We start from the raw sequence: 18379 nt of genomic DNA on the forward strand, positions 1-18379 counted from the left end.
GCGTCCTCCAATGTGGCGACTCGCCGCTGCAGAGGAAGCGAATCGTGCTTTCGCAGTCTTGGGAATGCAGCGGGGGTTTGGCGAGTCGGGGAGAGTCGTCTTCACCAGCGGTTGGTATAACAACGAACCCACCATGAAGCGCAGTCTGGTTGGCCTTGCTGCGGTGGCACTGCTGAGCTTGGCAAGTGCTGTTCCGGCACATGCGCTGTTCATCAGCGGGTTTTTGGCGCAGTGCACGGCGGTCGCAACCGGCTCGTGCACCGAGCAGACGGCGTCGGGGTATGCTCGTCAGCCGATTGTCTTCAGCGCGATCTCGAACGCCACCAACAGCACGACCACGGCCAGCGTCAGCCAGGCGATGCCGTATTCGTTTGCCCAAACCGTTGGTGGCTCGATTGCCGGGCACGCGATTTACGACGCCCCGACCGGGGGCAACCTGCTGGCGGTGTTGCCCTATGCCGCGAGCACTACGATCCCGAGCATCGGCGACCGCGGCGATGTGGGCTCGCTTGGCTTCACGGTTCCGACCGCCGTCGGCTACCCGGCGGCCGGGCTGAACACGATCTATCAGGCGGGCGCGACGATCGGCGCCACACCGGACGGCTCGGTTGTATCAACCGGCGTTGCGTTCAAGGTCAAGCACGGCGACGGATATCCGTTCTACGGCTCGACCGATCCGACAACGCGGCAGGTCACTGAGACGACCGGCTTCTCCTACACCGTGCCGCCCGGTGTGTCGGCTTTGAACATTAAGGGGGGGTGCCACGCTGGCAACCGGCGCGATCGCGCTGCCCATCCCGGAGGCTGATGGCACGATCTTCCGGCTGTCGTGCTCGATTGTCTGGGCATTCCGACGATTGCAGCCATCGATTCCGATTGAAACCAGCCACCTGTTCCGATCGAAGCCAGCCGGGGATTCCGATGATCCCAGCCGGGTAGCATTGCGTGTCGCGAGCGGGGACAGTTGGGCTACTGGACGGCGGCTTTGTCAAGCTTGGCTTTGGCAGCCCGCAGCTTTCGCATGCTCTCTCCCTTCAGCTCCAACCGGTGAGCACCGCGCACGAGCCGATCCAGCACGGCGTCGGCGATGGTGGGATTGCCGATGTGCTCATGCCAGAGCTCGACCGGCACCTGGCTGGTCACGATGGTCGATGCCCGGTCATTGCCGATCGTCGACAATTTCCATCAGGTCGCGCCGTTGCTCGGCCGTCAGTGGCGCGATGGCCCAATCGTCGAGGATCAGTAGCTGCACCCGCGCTATGCTTTTCAGCATGCGGTCGTAACGTCCGTCGCCGCGAGCGATGCCGAGCGCCTCCAGCAATCGCGGCACCCGCTGATACAGCACTGAGCGGTTGTCACGGCAGGCGCGGTGTCCAAGGGCGCAAGACAACCACGTTTTGCCGGTACCGGTCGGCCCGGTGACCAGCAGATCCTGGTGGCGCTCGATCCACTCGCCGCTGGTCAGCTTCTGGAACAGTGCGCGATCCAGACCACGGGCGGCGCGGTGATCGACATCCTCCGGGGTTGCCTGCTGACGCAGGCCGGCGAACTTCAGCCGGGTCGCCAGCCGTTTGGTGTCGCGCTCGAGCGCCTCACGCTCGACCAGCATGGTCAGCCGGTCCTCGAAGCCGAGATCGGCAGTATCGAGATGCCGCCGCTGCTCCTCGAGCGCTCGGGCCATGCCGGCGAGGCCAAGTTCGCGCAGGCGGTCTGTGGTGGGATGGGTCAGCATGGGGGTGCTCCTCACTGAATAGTAGCCGCTGCCGCGGATGTTCTCGTGCTGGAGGGGCAGCTCGTCGGGCACGAGTTTGGGGCGGTAGGCCCTGTCGAGGTCGTTGCGCAGGATTGACTGCACCGATCCGTAGGTGCGGGGCGCCGATATCCATACCGCGCTGGCAGGCCGCCTCCAGCCGCTCGGGCCCGTAGCTGCCGACGAGGCGCAGGATGCCGAGGCAGGCGCGAAAGCCCTGCTCGGGGTGCGGCTTGGTGGTGAGAAGTCGCTCGACCAGCGCGATGTTGGACGGGCCGATCGCCTCGGCTTCGCGCAGCAACCGGGTCGGCGTCCATTCGGCGTAGCGGCGATGCGAACTCGGCACATGCTCGGGGATCGTGGTGTGCCGGTGCTGCCGCGGATTGCGGACGTGGCAGGCGACGCGCTCGTTGTTGTGGAACAGCTCGATCGTCTGGTCGGTGATGCGGGCGTCGATCACCTCGCGCATCAGGCGATAGGGCACGGAGTAGAAATGGCCGCAGACCTCGACGTGGTAGTCCAGCCCGGCGCGGCATCGTCGCCACTCGGAGTAGGCATACGGCTCGGCGGGTAGTTTCAGCAGGGCGTCGCGCTCGATCGACTCGAACAGCGCGCGCCGGGTCGTGCCGAGATGGCGCATCGGCCGGTCGTTCAGATCGGCGATCAGCTCGCGGATCGCGCCGTTCAACTCCGCCAGGGAGAAGAACCGCCGATTGCGCAGCCGCGCCAAGACCCAACGCTGCACGACCTGGACGGCGACTTCGGCCTTGGCCTTGTCGCGCGGGCGACGCACCCGCGCCGGCAGGATTGCCGTGCCGTAATGGGTTGCCAAGTCCTGATAGGTGCGGCTGATCCCCGGCTCATACCGGCTAGCGGCGGTGACGCCGGCTTTGAGATTGTCGCAGACGATCTGTCGCGCGACACCGCCGAAACTGGCGTACGCGCCGACGTGGCAACCGATCCAGTCGGGCAGCGACTGCGTCCAGCGAGCCTCCGCGTAGGTGAAGTTGGACGCGCCCAGAACGGCGACGAACACCTGCGTCCGCCTGATCTCGCCCGTGGCGCCGTCGATCACGTCGACCGTTTGTCCGGCATAGTCGACGAACATCCGCTCTCCAGCCGGATGGGTCTGGCGCATGGTTGGAGACAGGCGGCCGCGCCAAGCCGCGTGCAGGTCGCAGAACCGGCTGTAGCCATATCCATCCGGTTGCCCGGCCCGGTATTCCTCCCAAAGCAGCAGCAAAGTGACGTTCGGCTTGCGCAGCTCGGCGTGGATCCGACCCCAATCCGGCTGCAGCCGCGACGGCTCGGACGTGAACGGCGGAGTGAACAGTTTGCGCTCGAGCGCCACATCGTCGAGCGCGGCCGGCACTGGCCAGGTGATGCCGACCACGGCAGCCCGGCGCAGGTATTCCGCCACCGTGTAGCGGCTGACCCCGACCATGGCGGCGATCTGGTGTCCGCTGTGGCCGCAGACGTATTTGAGGCGGAGGACTTCTCGAACTTGACGCATTGGCAGTCTGGCCTGGTATGGCGCTCCCCAAGATCACTGGGGAGCCACCGTGCCGTCGGTGGATGACTGCTCGCGAACCGCGCCGCTGGCCGCCCCCCAGGGGTGGCTGGAATTCGTCGGAATCAGCGGCTGGCTTCCGTCGGAATCACCGGCTGGAATGGATCGGGATCGCCGGCTGCTTTGCGTCGGAATACGCAGATTGTCACCGTGACCGCGCTGACCGTCACGGCGGGCACCGGGTCAACGATCACCGGCACCGCGCCGACAACCTGCGGCGCCAATGCCTCGCATGAGCTGCAATACTACGCTGGCGATACCACCTGGCACCTGCTGTTCTGATGAGCCCGCTTGCAATCATCCTGATCATTGTCGCGCCGCTGCTGTTCACCGGCGGCCTCGGCACTCACTTCAACCACTGGGGCGGTCCGGCTTATCGGTCGTATGGCTACGGTGGCTTCGGCCTCGGTGGCCTGCTGCTGATCGTGCTGGTCGTGCTGCTGCTGACGGGACGGATCTGACCGCCGCGCAGCCATGCCCCCACCAAGCCATTCGCCCGTCTGTCATGCGTTTACTGCAGGGGTAGGGGGGGTGCAATTTGCCAGGGTCTTCGAGCGGGGACCGTGCCCCAATGATTCTCGTTGAGTCGCGGAATTGGGTAGGGGGGGGTCGGCGGGAAAAACCCGCCTCGTCAGCCGGATTTTTCAGCCGTTAGGAAAATTTGGCCCGGGTCAGGATCGCTACTTCCCGAGGAAGCTGGCCTGGATCGCCGCGCCGCGAAAGGCGACCTCGATCCGCCGCAGATCCTTCTGCATGAGGGCCAGCATGTCGGCCACGTGTTCGGCGCGGTTCGGGTCGATCTTGCGGACCGCGACGACCTGGTTGTCGCGGATGCCGCAATTGATCAACGACACGATGCGTTCAAGCTGGCGCTCGAAGGTCCGGGCGTTGTCGCGGTCCTGTGGGGTTGGGCCGGCCGGTTCGTCGCCGATCAGGTCCATCTGGCTTTCGGCATCGGCGATCGCAGTGGCTGCCACGCGAAGGTCAGCGGCGGTTCTGCAGGCGCCCGACCGGATCGCCTTGAACAGCGCCTTTTGGCCGCGTGGGGACAGCGTGGCCAGCTCGTAGGCTTCGGTGGGTGAGAGGTTGCCGCTGTCGAGTAAGCCTTGGTAGTCCGGTTGAAGTCGCAGGAGGACGGTCCTTTCGGTGATCCGGTAGGCAGCCTTGCCGATCTGCTGGCCGAGCTCCTCGATGGTCCAGCCCATTTCGTCCATCAGGGCCTGATAGGAGCGGGCCTGTTCGAGGGGTGTTACGTCAACCCGCTGGTCGTTTTCGATGATCTGCTTGACCCGGATGTCGCCGATGGTGATCCCGGCGGTGACAATGGCGCGGATGGTCGCGGCACCGATTGCCTGGGACGCCCGGAACCGGCGCTCGCCGGCGATGATCATGTAGGTGCCGGGGCCGACCTGGCGGACGGTGATCGGCTGTAGCAGGCCGTTGGCCTGGATCGAGGCGCCGAGGTCGCGCAGACCGGCGCGGTCGAAGATTTTGCGTGGCTGGCCCGGATCGGCGGTGATCTGCTCAAGCGGGATCTGCAAGACGACGGTCTCGGCCTCCGGTGTCAGGGTGTCTTCCGGGTTCGTAACGGTCGGGTCGGTCATACCAGCCGCCCTCCCTGACGAGCGGCTCGACCGGCGACGCCCTGGTTGATCGAGACGTTCTGAGCGGCGGACTGGCCGGCATTGAAGGCCACGCGGTTGCGGGGTGCCGATTGGCGCCCGGCGTTTCCGAGGAGGATGCCGAGCGCTGCCATCGCGGCGTCCACCGCGGGTTTCTTCATCATCACCAGGTTGCGGCCGGTGCTTTGTTGCTGGGTGAAGTCCCGCTTGGACTTGAGTGCGGACAGCCGCTCGCCGAGCCGGACGCCCATGCCGATGCCAAACGAGCGCAGCAGCTCGGTCTTCTCGGCTTTGCTGGCCTGCTCCCAGGCGGGATTGAACAGGATGTAGGTTGCGCCCTCGCGGTCGATGGCGCGTTTGAACAGCAGGGTGAGGTATTCGGCGATCTCGGTGTCGACCTGGAAGCCGAGATAGATGATGTCGATCTTGCCGCGCAGCCAAGCGTTGCAGTCGGTGAAGCGAGCGATCGCGCGGGCGGCATATTGCACGGCATGCTGGGCCGCTTTTGGCACGGTGACCGGGATGATCTCCTGCTGGCGCATGGCGACCTCGTCGAGGTCGATTTCGTAGAGCGCCATCAGTTCGTCGACCTTGCGGGCGGCTTCCGCCGCTTCCGCTTCGGTGCAGCCGTTCTCGCGGGTTTTGGCCATCAGGGCGCGGATGCGCCCAAGGGTGCCCGCGCGCCGGGCGGTTTCAGGACGGGTCATGGGGAGCCTCTGTGGTAGGAGGGTGGTTGAGGCTTAGCGGTCCTGAAGGCTCATGAACTCTTTGCAGTAATCCCGATTACTAAAGAGCGCGATTTCGGCCTTGTCGCCCGTGTTGGCCACCGCGTGAAGGACAACCACGCCGTCCGGGAGGCTTTCCGGCGTAACGATAAACCCCGTTGCACTTAGGAGCTGGCGGAAGTCTTCTGGCGTTCGCATCGAGCCCGCTCCGTAATAGAGGCGCTCGAAGTTTGGGCCGATGTTGGAGAGCGGAACGCAGGCGTCGCCGGCCAGATGCGCCGCATACCAGATCGGACTTGCTGCCATCGCGTGGCTGGCGACCGAACCAATGAAGGCCGCGGTCAGAAGTAACTTTTTCATCTTGAGCTCCTGTGGTAGGAAGTAATCAACAAAGTAAAACTATGACAATACTATGAATGATGCAACTATATTGTGCATCATCCACAGTATTGTTGTTGATATTTACTTTACTGTTCTGATTTCCGGTCGGTCTTCTTTGCCGGCGGACCGCTGTCGAACAAGTCGCTGACACGGCTGATGACGGTCGGTTCCTCGCCTGGTGTGTAGAACGTGATGGCGGGTTCGCTGCTGTTGCCCTTCGCCCAAGCGGCCACCTGGTCGGGGGTGATGAAAGTAACCTCGGCCTGCAGAGCGGACAGCGGGAACGTCGGCGGCTCGGTGTTTCCGTCGTCGTCCTCGGGTCCGACGACCACGCCATTGCCGCAGATCGGGTTATTGGTTCCTGGGATGCGGAACCAGGTCGTGCCGCCTTTCATCAGGCCCTCCTCGTCGACGAACATCACGTCGCCGTTCGGCCAGTATTTGGCGATCTCGATGTAGCCGCCGACCATGCGCTGCAGGTCCGCCAGGCCCCCGCTGTCGACTTCGGTCACGGTTCGCTCGGTCGCGTTGATCCAATAGGCTTTCATGTCGGTTTCCCTTCGCTAATCGCCACATGATCGGCGTCGGCGTCATGGTCGATCGTGTTCGGCGAACCATCGCCCCGATGATGCGCGATGCCTTCCTCGGTGATGAACATTGCCTCGCCGCACTCGCTGCAGGTCGGCTCCTCGCTCATGTCGCATTCGACCCAGGTCCAGGTCTGAATGAAAAACCCATCGTTTCCTTCGGAGACGCAGGCGCCGGCGTCATCAATCTCCAGCTCGTCGCTGGTCGCCACCAAGGCGATCTGCTCGGGTGTGGCCAGGCTGTTGCGCCAGGCCTCAAGCGCGTTCAAGGCCAAAGCTTGGTAAGGGCTAGTGGGGTCGTTCGCGATCTTGGCGAGCAGATCGACCGCAAGTTGAGCCGGACTGAAAGTGATGGGAAAGGGTTCGACGGTCATTGCCCGACCTCCATCGCGACCGGCGCGTATTCGGTCACCGAGACCAGCCAGCCGCTGAACAGGCTGAGGGCGAAGAAGCAGAGCATGAACAGCGCGCAGATCTGTGGCGTTAGCTCGACGATCGCGATCATTGCACCCGCCCCATGATAATGAGCTCTTCGGCGCCGTAGACCTGGAGCTCGTGGCACTCCTCGCACTCGTATTCGCGGGCGTCGGGTTCGCAGCAGTCGCGCATATTGCCGCAGGCGAGGCAGTAGCCGGCCTGCAGTTCCGACGCCTCTGCGACCTGCTGCATGGTGAACATGCGATAGGCCGGGGGACGCGGTTTCTTGTGGTAGGAGGTCGTCATCAGGTCCTCTCGGGGTAAAGCTGCTTGAGCGCCGCAATGCCGGCGGCGACGGCGGCTTCTGGATCGCGACCAAGGCCGCGGTAGAAGTTCGGGTGGACCCGGCAGTCATGTGCCAGGCGGATGGTGTTGCGGTGCGGGCCGAGCCAGCGGAAGCCGTTGGCCAGGCTGAGCGCGCGGTTCCAGTCGCCGGCGCGCATCAGCTCGATGAGCTGTTGGGTCTTGCTGATCGGTTCCACGCTCAGGTCTTCGACTTGCGGTCGGTGGGAGACGGCGCGAATGGGATTCGGCGGCCGTGGTTCGCGCCGCCCTTGAACCGATTAGGCAGGCCGAGTTCGATCGCGGCGCGATGGGTGACGAAATAGAGCTGGCCGCTGGTGCCGACCGGGACCAGGAAGCCCTTGGTCACGCAATACTTGATGCAGGACGGCGGGCAGCGGTCGAGCAGCTCGCCGGGCTCAACGGCCACCCGGTTGGACAGCGCGACGGCCAGGTCTTCGTTGGTGTAGGAAGAATGCTCGCTGGCCTTCCAGCGGCGCACCACGTGGCCGTTGTCGTCTTCGTAGAACTCGGGCTTGGCGCCGAACATCGCATTGGCGAGGATTTTGCTGCTGCGGGCATCCATGCCGGTGCGGGCTGAATATGATTTGCGGGCCATGATCTGTATTCCGTGGTAGGAAGTAGTCTATACAGAATACATAGTATATTGGCGCGCTTTAGACAAAGTAATTCGTTGCGACGTCGAGTATTATTTGCGTGACGACTTCGGCTTGCTTGCGGCGACCTTAAGAGGACTGGTGGGTTCCACCCATCGGGCGGGTGCAGTTCCCGAAGCCGCTCCAGTTTAGACCGGCTTGAAATGTCGGGTCAGGGTGTCGATGCCGGCCGGGAAACTGCGGTTGCCGGCTTTGACGATGGCGCGCCTGGGGTCGTTGGGATCCACCGCGATAACCTGATGGGCCTCGCCGTCGATCGTGGCCGAGCGGCCGACGAACCGGGCGAGGTCGGGAACTTCGCCGGCCTTGGTCGGGCGTTTCAGCTCCGGTGGCATGAGCGGGTGATCGGCTTGCGCCAATACCTCAAAGCCGAGTTCGGGAATCGGGCGGTCCAGCGCCTCGGCCAGCCACAACGCCGCCATCGCGCGGTGACACCAGTCGCCTTGAACCATTGGGCGTTCGTAGCAGACCATCACCGGGATGCCGCCGCGGGCGAGGTCGATCAACTGCGTTGCGACGACGCGCGGATCCAGCCGGTCGAGTACGTCGACCTTGTAGAGGCGGTCGTATTCCTCGGGGGTGACGCTGTGAAACCAAGGCCCCGGAGCCAGCGTGCGATACACCCGATAGCCGGCGGCCACGGTGCGCGGGATGCCACGCGAAATGCCGACCTTGACATGGCCTTCCGGCATCTTGGTGAACCACGAGGCGGTCTTGATGTCCGTCACAGTATTTACTCTCTTTATCAAGTAGTCTGATAGACAATGGCACATAATACATACTGTAGCTATTGAATAATCTGCGGTTGAAAGTGCCGCGGGTCGCGGGCATGATGTGGCCGTTTCTGTGGTAGGAAACAGTGTCCTTCGGGATGCCCTTGGCGGTGCGGTTGGTGCCATCTGGCCGTGCCGCCTCTGGGCCTCGATCGACGCAACTTCGGAGCGGACCGCAATGTTCTATGGCGCGGTCCCCCGCCAGGCGATCGAACAGGTCACCCGCGCCGTGCCGTTCACCGAGTGGCGCGATGTGTTCGTCGGCTGCTCCGGGTCGTTCCGGTTCGACCATGCGGTACACGACGTTCATCCGACGGTGCGGGTGCACTCGAACGATGTGTCACTGCTGAGCTGCTCGCTCGGCGCGCTGGCGATCGGTGAGCCGATCCCACTGACCTTCAAGGGCCGGCTGGGGTTCATCGAGGCGGCAGTAGCGTCCAAGGGCTTCATCGCCAAGGTTGCCGCCGTTCAGGTGGCCCAGGAGATGGCCAAGTATCGCGGTGCCAACGCCTATGCCGAGGCGCACTTCGCGCACTACCGCGAGCGGTTTGCCGACTTCCTGGACCCGGCTATCGCCCGGCTCGAAGCGTTCCTGCCGCGGTTGCAGGTGACGAGTTTCCTTGCCGGCGACTTCCGCCACCAGGCGCATCGCGCGCTCGAGGCCGGCGGCGGGGTGGCGGCGTTTCCGCCGACCTACAAGAACGACTACGAGCGGCTGTTCCGCTTCGTCGATCAGAACGTCGACTGGCAGCGGCCGGACTACAGCCTGTGGGACCCGAACGCGGTCGAGGACTGGATCGACGAGCTGATCGCCATGCGCGTGCGCTACTGCGTGCTGGTCGAACACAAGCTGGCTCGCCACGACCCGGCGACGGTGTTCTACGGTCAGCTCAAGCCGGTCTATACCTACACCGACAAGGGCGGGACCTCGGTTCGCCGGCTGCCGCGCCCGGCTCAGGCGTTCCGCTACACGCGCCTTGATGCCGACACGCTGACGCCGCGCTCGCGGGTGGATATCATCCCCGCCACCGCCCAACAGATGAACTTCCTCAAGGACTCGTTTCTGGCCAAGGAGATCCAGCACACCACCGGGATCGCCAACCACCTGGTGCTGATTGACGGTCACCTGGCCGGGGGGTTCATTTTCGTCCGCAACAAGTTCGGCCGTGGCGGCTCGTTTGAGGTCATAACGACTGCGGTGGTTTTTGAACTCCGTTGATCAGACTGATCCGCGCCAATTGTCGCGGCCGGTTCTCGTCAGCAGCTTTGCCGCTAAGGCTCCGGTTAGCACGCGGGCCAGCCTCTGTTTTTGACCTGCGGCGCCACGGTCGCCTCGACGAGGGAGGGATCAAGTACGGAAGCCATTATAGAACTCGCCGCTGGCTTGGACGTGCATCAAGCCACGGTTGTTGCAAGCGTGCTGATTGGTAAGGCGGGCAGCAAACCCCACAAAGAAGTGCGCACGTTCAGCACCATGACGCACGATCTGGAGGCCCTTCGCGATTGGCTGGGTGGGTTCGGCGTTATTCATGTCGGGATAGAAAGTTACCGGGGTATCCTGGATGCCTGTCTACACCATCCTCACGGGGCATTTCACGCTGATTGTCGGTAACGCCCATCACATCAAGAAATGTATCGGGACGGAAGACTGACGTGAAAGACGCCTAATGGATTGCGGACTTGGTTCAACACGGATTGATCCGGGCGAGCTTCGTGCCCTCGGTGCAGCTTCGAGAATTGCGCAACCTGCCGCGGTTTAGGCGATCGCTGGCCCAGATGGTTGTCACCGAGCGGAACCGCGCCCTCAAATTGCTCGAGACGGCCAATATCAAGCTGGCCGACGTCGCTACAGACGTGTTTGGGGTGTCCGGCATGGCGATGTTGGCTGCGCTCGCGGAAGGTGTTGTCAAACCCGCCGCAATGGCGGGTTTGGCCAGGGCAAGTTACGAACGAAGCGCGACGCACTGCGCGAGCGCTGGATGGCCGACTGACCGAGCACCATCGGTTCGTGCTGGTGTTGCATCTGCGGCGGTCGCAAACCATTTGCTCGGCACGATATGCCGCGCTATGCAGGCCTTATGGGGGACAAGATACGAGATGCCGAGGTGCGCCGCGCGGCTCATGGCAAACTGTTGCGGAATGCGCATATATGTCCCGACACGTTGGTCATCGACGAGCTTGGCCTCGGCCACGGTGTCTGTCGCGTGGATATCGCTGTTATCAACGGGCATATCCGTGGCCTTGAAATCAAGGCCGAGGCTGATATTCTCGATCGCCTACCGCATCAGGTTAAGGCGTATGGCGAAGTCGTCGACCGGGCAACGTTGATTGTTGCGCCACGCCATCTCTCTACGGCACTCGAAATCGTGCCGAAGTGGTGGGGAGTGATAGCCGTCGACCGTGTCCTGAGCGGAGGCATCGTCTTTCGCAAGATTCGCGAAGAGCGAGCGAATCGTCATGTCAATCCGATGATGCTGGCTCGGCTGCTCTGGCATCCAGAGGCGGCCACCATTCTGCGCGAACACGGCCAGCCTGAGCACTCGCTGCGCCAGCCGCGCGAAGCGCTGTATCGCGAGCTTGTCGCCTTGCTTTCCCGCCGCGACCTCGCGCATGGTGTGAGAGACGCTCTCAGGAACCGGGCAACCTGGCGAGATCGTCCAGAACCTTTGTAATGTGATGATTGGTTGCGACCCACTTCCAGACAGTCGGATTGCCTCGCGTGGTGGCGCCAGTACGACACCCTTCGATATAGGCGCTTCCTGCCGAATAACCGGAGCCATGATAGCTGCCTGAGCCAATGATCAGCTTGCACAGGCCAGGATAGGCATGATTGCTGGAGCCGGGCGTGCGCTTCGCTTTGGCGACGAGCCATGCATCGTCGATGGCGTATCGGATATTGGGCGATCCGCGCATGTAGCGCATGTCGCCCTGCGCGAACTTGAGTGCCGCGACACCATAGTCCCCGAACGCGGGCCGACGCACAGTGTCCGGCAGAGCCGCAACGACCGCCTTATAAAGGCTCCACTCACGGCGCGGCACTTGCTGGATTGAGAGCTTCAGCGCCGTCATCGTTTCGGGAAAGGATGTCGCAAGAAGCGTGACGCTGCGGGAATGGCCGAAAACTTTTGCGCTGGTGAGCGCGGCTACAATGACAGCGACCAAGTCGTCATGGGGATCAAAGGCCGGTGTTTCGAGATCGAGGAGGATATCAAGCGAATCCGCCCCGATCTCGAGACGGGCGAGCAGATCTTCGACCTGGTCATCAAAGTCCGGATCAAGCGCCTCGGCCAAGGTGCACCGGAGTGCCGCGCCGCGCAGGTCCACCGCGTTGATCATGCGGACGGCTTGCTGATAGGCCGCATCGCGTTCAATCGTCGTGACGGGGGTCCCGGTGGTGCCCAATACGCGCGCTTCGTCGAAGATAAAGGTAATCGGATGACGACCATCCGCCACGCGCACCATCGGCTCGAGCCTCCCTGCGTCGAGCAACGCTGAGCGCGCATCCCACTTCTTCTTCAGCTTGTCACCGAAGGATTTAAGATGTTCGTCGATGTCCTTTTTCGGCTTGCGCAGCTCGAAATCGTAGTCGGGAGGCAGGATCTCTAAGAGCGGCACAGTCGCCTTCTTCTGGGCTTCGCCCAGCTTCTCGAGCGCCTGATACTCGCCCATTCGCCAGCGAAGCAGGGGAATATAATGTTTCGAGGTGACCATGATATTCGCCCCGTCACCACTCGAACTGTCGACGCACGTTGCCCGCGCCGACGAGCCCGCGCAACAACGTGTAGTCATGGGCCTCGCGGCGAACCCGACCGGCAATAACAGCTGGCCCCACGCGGAAGCGCTTGGCATCAATGAGCACAGCCTTCTCGTTGCGCGTGAAGCGCGCAGCGCCGACGTTCCATTTGACGGCGGGAAGCAGCGCCTCCTGTGCGAATAGATCTGCCTCCTCCTCCAGCGCAGTCGCGGCCGGCGTTTCCGTGTCGTCAAAGATCGCGGCATAGTCGTGACCGACATGAAGCTTTAGATGGCCAAGCTCGTGGAACAGCGTGAACCAGAAATTGTCGAGCCGGTCATGTCGCAGGGTCAGGGCGATGATCGCGTATCCATCGAACGTCGAAAGCGCAGCGCCGTCGAGCAGCGTTCCCGGCAGATGCTTCTCGACGATCAAGGCGACACCAATGGCACGGAGATAATTCATCGTCTTCGCCGGACCATCGGGGTCCAACGTCAATTTAACCAATCCGGCAAGCCAATCTTCGGAAATCAGTAAAGGATCGAACGTCTCCCCTCGTGGATCGCGGTCCGCGAGATGGCGCACGCGCGCTTCCCACGCTGCGATCCCTGCTTCGTGGACTTGTCCGCTCGAGCGGACCGACTTTCTGTGCAGGGCCTGTGGCGCATAACGGGCCTGAGCGCCGCGGAGGAAGGCAGGGAGGAGGTCGGGTGCAGCCTTGCGCGCATCGGCCATCGAGCCCGAAAAATCCTCGAACCAACCCCGCTTATACATCTCCGCGACCGGAAAAGCCTTCCACGCCGCCGGATCGACGGATTCAAAATGACCATTGCCAACAAGTTCCGCGCGCTTGCTGATTTGGACGCCGAGCGCGTCCGAGATTTCCATCAAACGATCGAGACTCGCCGAGCGATAGCGTTCAGCTTCGTATCGCTGGATCTGCTGCTCCTTCAAACCGAGGAAGGCTGCCAAGTCCTTCTGGCTCATGCCGCGCGCGATTCGCGCCTGGATCAGAATGTCAGGCAGTTCATCCAGACCCTCCGCTTCGAAATGGGTGATCTGACCCGAGCGAAGACGATCGTATAGCACCGCCTCCGCTTCCAGCTCTGCGATCTGGCTTTCAAGTGCATCGCGCTGCGCTTTCACCAGCACTGCCGGTAAGCTTGGGTCCGAGCTGACGCCGAGAGCCGCAAGCGCCCGCCGGAATTTGTCCACCTGCAGCCGCGTGGAGCGGTACTGCTTCTCATTGGTAATCATGGCGTAGCTCCATTCAGAACCGCGAGTGAAACTCGCAGAATGCCTTTGGGCAGTCCGGAGAATTTCTCGATCTGAAAAAAATCGAGAAATGTCCCGCTCGTTCCGTTAAGCGTGAGGGCTGGAAACATTTCCCCCTGATATTTGCGTTTCTGTTCTTCGCGCTTCCGGGTGAAATTTAAGAGCACCGGATCAAGTCGCGCAAAATCTATGCTGTTGTGATCCCAGCAACCATCGTAGTAGTCAGGGTGGGGCTTTCCCGTTGTAAAGCTCCCGTCGAGGTAGGCGGTTCGGCAGCCAGCTGTTTTCAGCGCCGCCGCCATACGCAAGAACCCTGCGAACAGCCATCTACGGTGCGGGGTCGTCGCGAAGGCCATCTCGATCTCGCTCAGAGACGCTTCGTATATGCCCGGCGGTAGCACCGGCCACGGTGAGGGCGAACCAAGATCGATCAACCCGGGTATCATCAACACAACAATATCATTGTGTCCATCGAATGTCCAGGGCTCCTGTGCATTTTTAAAAAAATAGCTGGTCCTCGAGCGGACTGCCGTCAGAAGAAGCTCCATTTCTGTGGGATGATCTGCGAGGCGCTGGATGTCTGCGTCCGCTTTCCGGGATCGAGCGGTGGCCGCCCAATGTCGTGCAAAGGCGCCAAACGGACCTCGCCGGCCACCTGCCAGCGGATCAGCAGCCCAAACCTCAGGGGACTGTTGCGTCATGTAGACGCGCGAGCGTCATGCTGTGGGAGAGATGAAGGAGGACCCTTCGGATCCGCTCTGTCGGGGGAGGCTTCAAACCGCCATGAGCTGCTCCGGGCAAAATTCGCGGTGGTGAACGTCATGGTTAAAAGGCGTGTGTTAGGATCAAGTCAGGTATGGATTAGAGAGACGAGCGCAAGCAAACCTCTGATGAAGCATCGAAACACGTCAGGTGACATCAAAACCGGGATCTTAGTCCAGTTCCGGGAGAGTGTGGCGGGAACCTACCTACTGGCCAAACGGTGTCCGGTGTATAGGGGACGTGACTCTCATTCGGGCTTTCGTACGGAACTTGAGAACCTGGCCGACGATGCCAAGGGAAAAGGCGCAAGCGGCTGAAACCGCGAGGCCGAAAGTACTGATGCGTCGGTCAGGGGCGGACTGCTCCGTAGTAGTGATGAAGCGGGGTAATGCCGTGGAGCAAAGGGAGCAGGTCATCGACGCTGAGGGCGAGCCAACTGGCAACAGGATGACGTCAAATTCCCGGCGGAAGGCGGCAGCCTTCGTTTCGGTGCCACGAGCCGGATGACGCGAGAGTGTCAAGTCCGGATCTGTAAGCAGCGGCTCGGCTTTAGGTTGATCCTCGGCGTCGCCGGGATGATGGGCGAGCAGATCGTATAGCTCGCCGATTATCTTGTGCGCTCGGGTCTTGTCCCGGTCCGTCATATCCATCTAGGTCGCCTTCCAGATCGTGGTGAACCGACTGGGTGCAGCGATCCGGACACCTGCTTTTGCTTTTTGCTTTCCCCTCTAAAGAGGGGGAAAAGCAGAAAAGCAAAAAGCAAGCTTTGCGGGTTACGAAAAGTAATGAAAAGCGGTGAAAAGCAGCGCGGTCATTTTTGCCATACCACGAGCCGATTGAACCCTACAAGATCGCGTCTTTTCAGAGAGTTAAGGCCGTTCGTCTCGGCCGTGTAGCCCGCACGGGTCAATGTTGGTTTTGGAAAAGCAGGCGAAAGCAGAGGGTCCGGCGCGGGAGCGGCATCAGCTTTCGTTTCAGAACCCCTGCAAAGCAGATGGTCTGGAAACCAACCGGCTTGAATGAGGCGGTCTCGAACGGTTGACCGAGCCACCGCGAGCACCTGATCTTCACCGATTTCTTGCTTGCGGCCGCGTTCTTGCAGGGCATTTCGGATACCCATCAACATTAGCGCCGGCTTGTCTGGTAGGTGTTCCTCTCTGCTGACAGCACGGGGTGCGATCGCGGGCTCACCCGTCCACCGGTCATTGATTAGCCGGATGATGATCGGCTCGAAGTCCTGCCAGTTGTCTGGGGTGCGGCGGCGCGCTTTTCCGGGCGAGTCGAATGACAGCTGAAAAGCAACATGGTCAGATGGCCGGTCGGCGTCCGCGAGCGGTGTCATGATGCCGACGCAGTCAAAGCGCCAAGACTTGACGCTGCTGCCATATTGGCGGCCCGCATTATGCCCGGTGTGGTCACACCAAAGCTGCGCAATCCCGACCCGGCTGAGACTTTCCACGAGCGGGATGCAACCGCCCCATACTTCCTCATCCTTCTGATCGCCAGGAGCAAGGCTCATGACGTTGTCAAAGATGACACCTTCGACGCCACCGATCGCGGCGATGAGAGATCGCACGAAGGTATGGCCTGCTTCGGTATTCAGGGGTGGGAGGTTCCCAAGGTTGGGAAAGCTCTTGGCGAATTCCTCTGCCCGATCGCGGCTGTAGATCATGACGCCGTGGGGGGGCACTGCTACCCCGCCGGCCCGCCGGATCAGGTCCGCCGCGCGCGCTTTCACGAGCGCCGAAGGCATCTCACCGTCAATGATCAGCCATTTCGAAGGGCGACTACATGTCCAGTGCAGAAAGCCAGTCCCGGTGGCCATGCCGCCAGCCATCCCATACGCAAGCAAAGTCTTTCCGAGACCGGTGGATCCGACTAGGAAGGCGCGCGTGCTTGAAGTGATGAAGTCGCCGAGCATGCGAACCTCGGGCTTGATGTCCATGCTGGCCCAGGTGATGACTGACAGCGCGTCGGCGATTGCAGGATCCGCGTCGGCTGCTTCCGCCCATCCGTCGGTCCCTTCATCAGATTGCTGATGGGGTCGCGGGTCCGCTTCTTCCGGTGGCTCGGCCGCCGCCGCCACCAAGGCCACTAGGGTCACGCGGGTGCCGCCAGCGTCGACCCAATCGGCAATGTCGCCTTTTTCTGGCAGGTCGGGCAGCATGAAGACCCGCACCTGTGCAGCGACCCCTCGCAGGTTCTTGGCGACTTCTGCAGCGTGATCCTGTCCCGGCGTTACCGGGCGGCCGTCCGGGTGCCAGCGGGGCGTGCCATCGGGGTCCATGGCTTGCGGATCATTGTCACTGAGCACTACTACGCGGGCGTCGGCCAGGAACTCGCCGTACTCGCGCTTCCACTTCCCCGCTCCACCCGGCGAACAGGTCCCGATCAAGCCAATGGATTCGAGGGAATGGACACCCTTCTCGCCCTCAGCCACGAAAATAGTTTGCCCCGCGGCGACGGCAGCAATGACCTCGGGAAGGCGATAAAGCACCTTCTTGACCCGGCCAGTCTTCCAGACCCAACCGCCGGTCCCGTCCGGAGCGCGTTGGAGAAAGTCTTTCGGCTCATAGCGCACGACCTGGAACAGCAGCGCGCCGCTGGCATCCATGTAATCGTAGGTCTCGACTATCCTCCGGCTGCCGTTGGTCTTGGCTGGAGGCAGATGCTTTTGCTCGCGCAGCCAATGCAGGGCGTCCGGCTTGTCCAGACCCTTCATGACTCTCAGCAGGTCGAGGACGCCGCCTCCGCGGTCGCCGTCTGTATGGTCGACCCATGTGCCCTTGACCCGGTTGACGCAAAGGCCCCCTCGGCTTCCCCACCGCATCTCAGTCTTATTAGACAGGGCAGGATTGGGTTCGCCGAGAACCTCTATCGCAACTGGCTCCATCAGCCGGGCGAGTTCGGTCGATGGCGATGCGCTCATGGCATCCTCGGCGAGGAGCCCTCGCCAGCTTTCTGAACCCAGGACGACAATATATCCCGCTCACTCTGCTCGGCGATCTGAAGTTTCTCCAACTGGTCGGCAGGCAGATGGATCTCGACGCTTGCACGAACTAACTCGCGCAGCGCATCGGGCGGAATTGCGTCAAGTTCGACGGAGGTTTCGCTAAAGCCTTTAGCGCGGCTGTCACTTTGCTTCGTTGGCCGCGACGGGAGGGCCCAGCCCTTGATCTGCTCCTGGGTTACAGCGATGCGCTGGAATGAGATGTTAGCTCGGGGCGCAAATTCCCGCAGCGTCTCCTCAATCTTCTCGCCGGCATTAACCCCGGAAGGGTCATAGTCACCGAGGTGATAGATGAAGGTCGGCGCATCCAGCGAGCCGATGTATTCGGCGGCACTATGCAGAAATGACAGACTCGCGTAACCGCGGGAAACCATCAAAGGCACATCGTATTGAGAGGTGATCGGAAACACGACCCCGGACAGCGCGTCCTTCTCCAGCCAGATCTCTACGTAGGCAGCAGCGCCGGCCCACAATGCTTTTCGGTAGAACTTCGCCGTCTGCTCCAGCGCCTGCTGAATACTGACGAACGTCTCTGGCTTTCGCTGCCACCTGGTGTTGTCCGCCAGCCACCCGTAAGGTAAGTTTCCGACCCGTCGCATGGTCACGAGGTCAGTCTGCACCTTGCTGTAGCCAGCTTCGGACTTATCCACCACGCCGGCTACAGTGGCCTGGTAAAACACCTGCCGCACGGTCATCGGCTTCATGCTCTGCACGATTCGATACAGGGAGCGATGCCGCTCTTCCATCTCGAGTTT

Annotated in this window: 21 protein-coding genes and 2 pseudogenes; 5 read left to right on the forward strand and 18 right to left on the reverse strand. The window is 62.1% G+C overall.

Going from position 1 to position 18379, the window contains the following annotated elements; translation table 11 throughout:
• Window positions 1-10: 10 nt before the first annotated feature.
• Window positions 11-808 (forward strand): phage tail fiber protein, encoded by a 798-nt coding sequence (locus ACQY4Y_RS03105; protein WP_428489091.1) that lies wholly within the window; start codon window positions 11-13, stop codon window positions 806-808.
• Between the two features lie 161 nt (window positions 809-969).
• Here the strand turns inward: ACQY4Y_RS03105 and istB are convergent.
• Window positions 970-1732, reverse strand: a pseudogene (gene istB, locus ACQY4Y_RS03110) (IS21-like element helper ATPase IstB).
• Window positions 1733-1750: 18 nt separating this feature from the next.
• Window positions 1751-3263: pseudogene (gene istA, locus ACQY4Y_RS03115) on the reverse strand (IS21 family transposase); the annotation flags it as partial.
• Window positions 3264-3470: 207 nt separating this feature from the next.
• Here istA and ACQY4Y_RS03120 point away from each other — a divergent pair.
• The gene (locus ACQY4Y_RS03120; RefSeq protein ID WP_428489092.1) at window positions 3471-3602 is read left to right on the forward strand and encodes a hypothetical protein; all 132 of its coding nucleotides are present in this window, start codon (window positions 3471-3473) and stop codon (window positions 3600-3602) included.
• Window positions 3602-3781: a DUF3309 family protein gene (locus ACQY4Y_RS03125; protein ID WP_428489093.1), complete on the forward strand. Its 180-nt coding sequence runs from the start codon at window positions 3602-3604 to the stop codon at window positions 3779-3781. Before ACQY4Y_RS03120 ends, ACQY4Y_RS03125 begins: the two co-directional genes overlap by 1 nt.
• 219 nt (window positions 3782-4000) lie before the next feature.
• Here the strand turns inward: ACQY4Y_RS03125 and ACQY4Y_RS03130 are convergent, their stop codons facing one another.
• The 10 genes from ACQY4Y_RS03130 to ACQY4Y_RS03175 form a co-directional block, all read right to left on the reverse strand.
• Window positions 4001-4924, reverse strand: a complete 924-nt coding sequence (locus ACQY4Y_RS03130) for a ParB/RepB/Spo0J family partition protein (protein ID WP_428489094.1) — start codon at window positions 4922-4924, stop codon at window positions 4001-4003.
• A complete protein-coding gene (locus ACQY4Y_RS03135; RefSeq protein WP_428489095.1) occupies window positions 4921-5649 on the reverse strand; it encodes a DUF7168 domain-containing protein in 729 nt (242 codons plus the stop codon). The genes ACQY4Y_RS03130 and ACQY4Y_RS03135 overlap by 4 nt, the downstream gene beginning before the upstream one ends.
• Window positions 5650-5682: 33 nt before the next feature.
• On the reverse strand, window positions 5683-6027 hold the full coding sequence (locus ACQY4Y_RS03140; RefSeq protein WP_428489096.1) for a hypothetical protein: 345 nt from the start codon (window positions 6025-6027) through the stop codon (window positions 5683-5685).
• A gap of 107 nt (window positions 6028-6134) precedes the next feature.
• Window positions 6135-6596, reverse strand: coding sequence for a DUF3846 domain-containing protein (locus ACQY4Y_RS03145; RefSeq protein ID WP_428489097.1), 462 nt, complete (start codon window positions 6594-6596; stop codon window positions 6135-6137).
• Window positions 6593-7009 carry a hypothetical protein gene (locus ACQY4Y_RS03150; RefSeq protein ID WP_428489098.1) on the reverse strand — a complete coding sequence of 139 codons (417 nt, stop codon included), beginning with the start codon at window positions 7007-7009 and terminating at the stop codon, window positions 6593-6595. The genes ACQY4Y_RS03145 and ACQY4Y_RS03150 overlap by 4 nt, the downstream gene beginning before the upstream one ends.
• The gene (locus ACQY4Y_RS03155; protein ID WP_428489099.1) at window positions 7006-7140 is read right to left on the reverse strand and encodes a hypothetical protein; all 135 of its coding nucleotides are present in this window, start codon (window positions 7138-7140) and stop codon (window positions 7006-7008) included. Before ACQY4Y_RS03155 ends, ACQY4Y_RS03150 begins: the two co-directional genes overlap by 4 nt.
• Window positions 7137-7358 (reverse strand): hypothetical protein, encoded by a 222-nt coding sequence (locus ACQY4Y_RS03160; RefSeq protein WP_428489100.1) that lies wholly within the window; start codon window positions 7356-7358, stop codon window positions 7137-7139. The genes ACQY4Y_RS03155 and ACQY4Y_RS03160 overlap by 4 nt, the downstream gene beginning before the upstream one ends.
• Window positions 7358-7594: a hypothetical protein gene (locus tag ACQY4Y_RS03165; protein WP_428489101.1), complete on the reverse strand. Its 237-nt coding sequence runs from the start codon at window positions 7592-7594 to the stop codon at window positions 7358-7360. The genes ACQY4Y_RS03160 and ACQY4Y_RS03165 overlap by 1 nt, the downstream gene beginning before the upstream one ends.
• A 2-nt stretch (window positions 7595-7596) precedes the next feature.
• A complete protein-coding gene (locus ACQY4Y_RS03170; RefSeq protein WP_428489102.1) occupies window positions 7597-8013 on the reverse strand; it encodes a hypothetical protein in 417 nt (138 codons plus the stop codon).
• Between the two features lie 186 nt (window positions 8014-8199).
• On the reverse strand, window positions 8200-8799 hold the full coding sequence (locus ACQY4Y_RS03175) for a hypothetical protein (protein WP_428489103.1): 600 nt from the start codon (window positions 8797-8799) through the stop codon (window positions 8200-8202).
• Between the two features lie 223 nt (window positions 8800-9022).
• On the opposite strand from ACQY4Y_RS03175, the gene ACQY4Y_RS03180 reads away from it, so the two are divergent.
• Both ACQY4Y_RS03180 and ACQY4Y_RS03185 read left to right on the forward strand, forming a co-directional pair.
• Entirely contained in the window at window positions 9023-10063 is a 1041-nt protein-coding gene (locus ACQY4Y_RS03180) for a hypothetical protein (RefSeq protein WP_428489104.1), read from the forward strand.
• 859 nt (window positions 10064-10922) lie between these two features.
• Window positions 10923-11516 (forward strand): sce7726 family protein, encoded by a 594-nt coding sequence (locus ACQY4Y_RS03185; RefSeq protein WP_428489105.1) that lies wholly within the window; start codon window positions 10923-10925, stop codon window positions 11514-11516.
• Here the strand turns inward: ACQY4Y_RS03185 and ACQY4Y_RS03190 are convergent.
• The 6 genes from ACQY4Y_RS03190 to ACQY4Y_RS03215 all read right to left on the reverse strand — a co-directional run bounded on the left by ACQY4Y_RS03190 (window position 11473) and on the right by ACQY4Y_RS03215 (window position 18370).
• A complete protein-coding gene (locus tag ACQY4Y_RS03190; RefSeq protein WP_428489106.1) occupies window positions 11473-12555 on the reverse strand; it encodes a beta family protein in 1083 nt (360 codons plus the stop codon). The two genes, ACQY4Y_RS03185 and ACQY4Y_RS03190, sit on opposite strands and share 44 nt — an antisense overlap.
• Before the next feature lie 13 nt (window positions 12556-12568).
• Window positions 12569-13834, reverse strand: a complete 1266-nt coding sequence (locus ACQY4Y_RS03195; protein WP_428489107.1) for an XRE family transcriptional regulator — start codon at window positions 13832-13834, stop codon at window positions 12569-12571.
• Window positions 13831-14400: a DUF6932 family protein gene (locus ACQY4Y_RS03200; RefSeq protein WP_428489108.1), complete on the reverse strand. Its 570-nt coding sequence runs from the start codon at window positions 14398-14400 to the stop codon at window positions 13831-13833. The genes ACQY4Y_RS03195 and ACQY4Y_RS03200 overlap by 4 nt, the downstream gene beginning before the upstream one ends.
• 420 nt (window positions 14401-14820) lie before the next feature.
• Window positions 14821-15264: a hypothetical protein gene (locus ACQY4Y_RS03205; RefSeq protein ID WP_428489109.1), complete on the reverse strand. Its 444-nt coding sequence runs from the start codon at window positions 15262-15264 to the stop codon at window positions 14821-14823.
• A 161-nt stretch (window positions 15265-15425) separates the two neighbouring features.
• Window positions 15426-17543 (reverse strand): AAA family ATPase, encoded by a 2118-nt coding sequence (locus ACQY4Y_RS03210; protein WP_428489110.1) that lies wholly within the window; start codon window positions 17541-17543, stop codon window positions 15426-15428.
• Entirely contained in the window at window positions 17540-18370 is an 831-nt protein-coding gene (locus ACQY4Y_RS03215) for a hypothetical protein (protein WP_428489111.1), read from the reverse strand. Before ACQY4Y_RS03215 ends, ACQY4Y_RS03210 begins: the two co-directional genes overlap by 4 nt.
• Window positions 18371-18379 lie beyond the last annotated feature (9 nt).

The sequence above is a fragment of the Rhodopila sp. genome, assembly GCF_965277165.1.
Lineage (GTDB): Bacteria > Pseudomonadota > Alphaproteobacteria > Acetobacterales > Acetobacteraceae > Rhodopila.

Excerpts from the sequence above, each read along its gene's own strand:
- ACQY4Y_RS03215 (WP_428489111.1), bottom strand. The coding sequence starts at position 18,370 with ATGGAAGAGCGGCATCGCTCCCTGTATCGAATCGTGCAGAGCATGAAG.
- ACQY4Y_RS03155 (WP_428489099.1), bottom strand. The coding sequence starts at position 7,140 with ATGATCGCGATCGTCGAGCTAACGCCACAGATCTGCGCGCTGTTCATG.
- ACQY4Y_RS03180 (WP_428489104.1), top strand. The coding sequence starts at position 9,023 with ATGTTCTATGGCGCGGTCCCCCGCCAGGCGATCGAACAGGTCACCCGC.
- ACQY4Y_RS03105 (WP_428489091.1), top strand. The coding sequence starts at position 11 with ATGTGGCGACTCGCCGCTGCAGAGGAAGCGAATCGTGCTTTCGCAGTC.
- ACQY4Y_RS03210 (WP_428489110.1), bottom strand. The coding sequence starts at position 17,543 with ATGAGCGCATCGCCATCGACCGAACTCGCCCGGCTGATGGAGCCAGTT.
- ACQY4Y_RS03205 (WP_428489109.1), bottom strand. The coding sequence starts at position 15,264 with ATGGATATGACGGACCGGGACAAGACCCGAGCGCACAAGATAATCGGC.
- ACQY4Y_RS03135 (WP_428489095.1), bottom strand. The coding sequence starts at position 5,649 with ATGACCCGTCCTGAAACCGCCCGGCGCGCGGGCACCCTTGGGCGCATC.
- ACQY4Y_RS03170 (WP_428489102.1), bottom strand. The coding sequence starts at position 8,013 with ATGGCCCGCAAATCATATTCAGCCCGCACCGGCATGGATGCCCGCAGC.
- ACQY4Y_RS03125 (WP_428489093.1), top strand. The coding sequence starts at position 3,602 with ATGAGCCCGCTTGCAATCATCCTGATCATTGTCGCGCCGCTGCTGTTC.
- ACQY4Y_RS03190 (WP_428489106.1), bottom strand. The coding sequence starts at position 12,555 with ATGGTCACCTCGAAACATTATATTCCCCTGCTTCGCTGGCGAATGGGC.
- ACQY4Y_RS03140 (WP_428489096.1), bottom strand. The coding sequence starts at position 6,027 with ATGAAAAAGTTACTTCTGACCGCGGCCTTCATTGGTTCGGTCGCCAGC.
- ACQY4Y_RS03145 (WP_428489097.1), bottom strand. The coding sequence starts at position 6,596 with ATGAAAGCCTATTGGATCAACGCGACCGAGCGAACCGTGACCGAAGTC.
- ACQY4Y_RS03150 (WP_428489098.1), bottom strand. The coding sequence starts at position 7,009 with ATGACCGTCGAACCCTTTCCCATCACTTTCAGTCCGGCTCAACTTGCG.
- ACQY4Y_RS03185 (WP_428489105.1), top strand. The coding sequence starts at position 10,923 with ATGGGGGACAAGATACGAGATGCCGAGGTGCGCCGCGCGGCTCATGGC.
- ACQY4Y_RS03195 (WP_428489107.1), bottom strand. The coding sequence starts at position 13,834 with ATGATTACCAATGAGAAGCAGTACCGCTCCACGCGGCTGCAGGTGGAC.
- ACQY4Y_RS03160 (WP_428489100.1), bottom strand. The coding sequence starts at position 7,358 with ATGACGACCTCCTACCACAAGAAACCGCGTCCCCCGGCCTATCGCATG.
- ACQY4Y_RS03130 (WP_428489094.1), bottom strand. The coding sequence starts at position 4,924 with ATGACCGACCCGACCGTTACGAACCCGGAAGACACCCTGACACCGGAG.
- ACQY4Y_RS03200 (WP_428489108.1), bottom strand. The coding sequence starts at position 14,400 with ATGGAGCTTCTTCTGACGGCAGTCCGCTCGAGGACCAGCTATTTTTTT.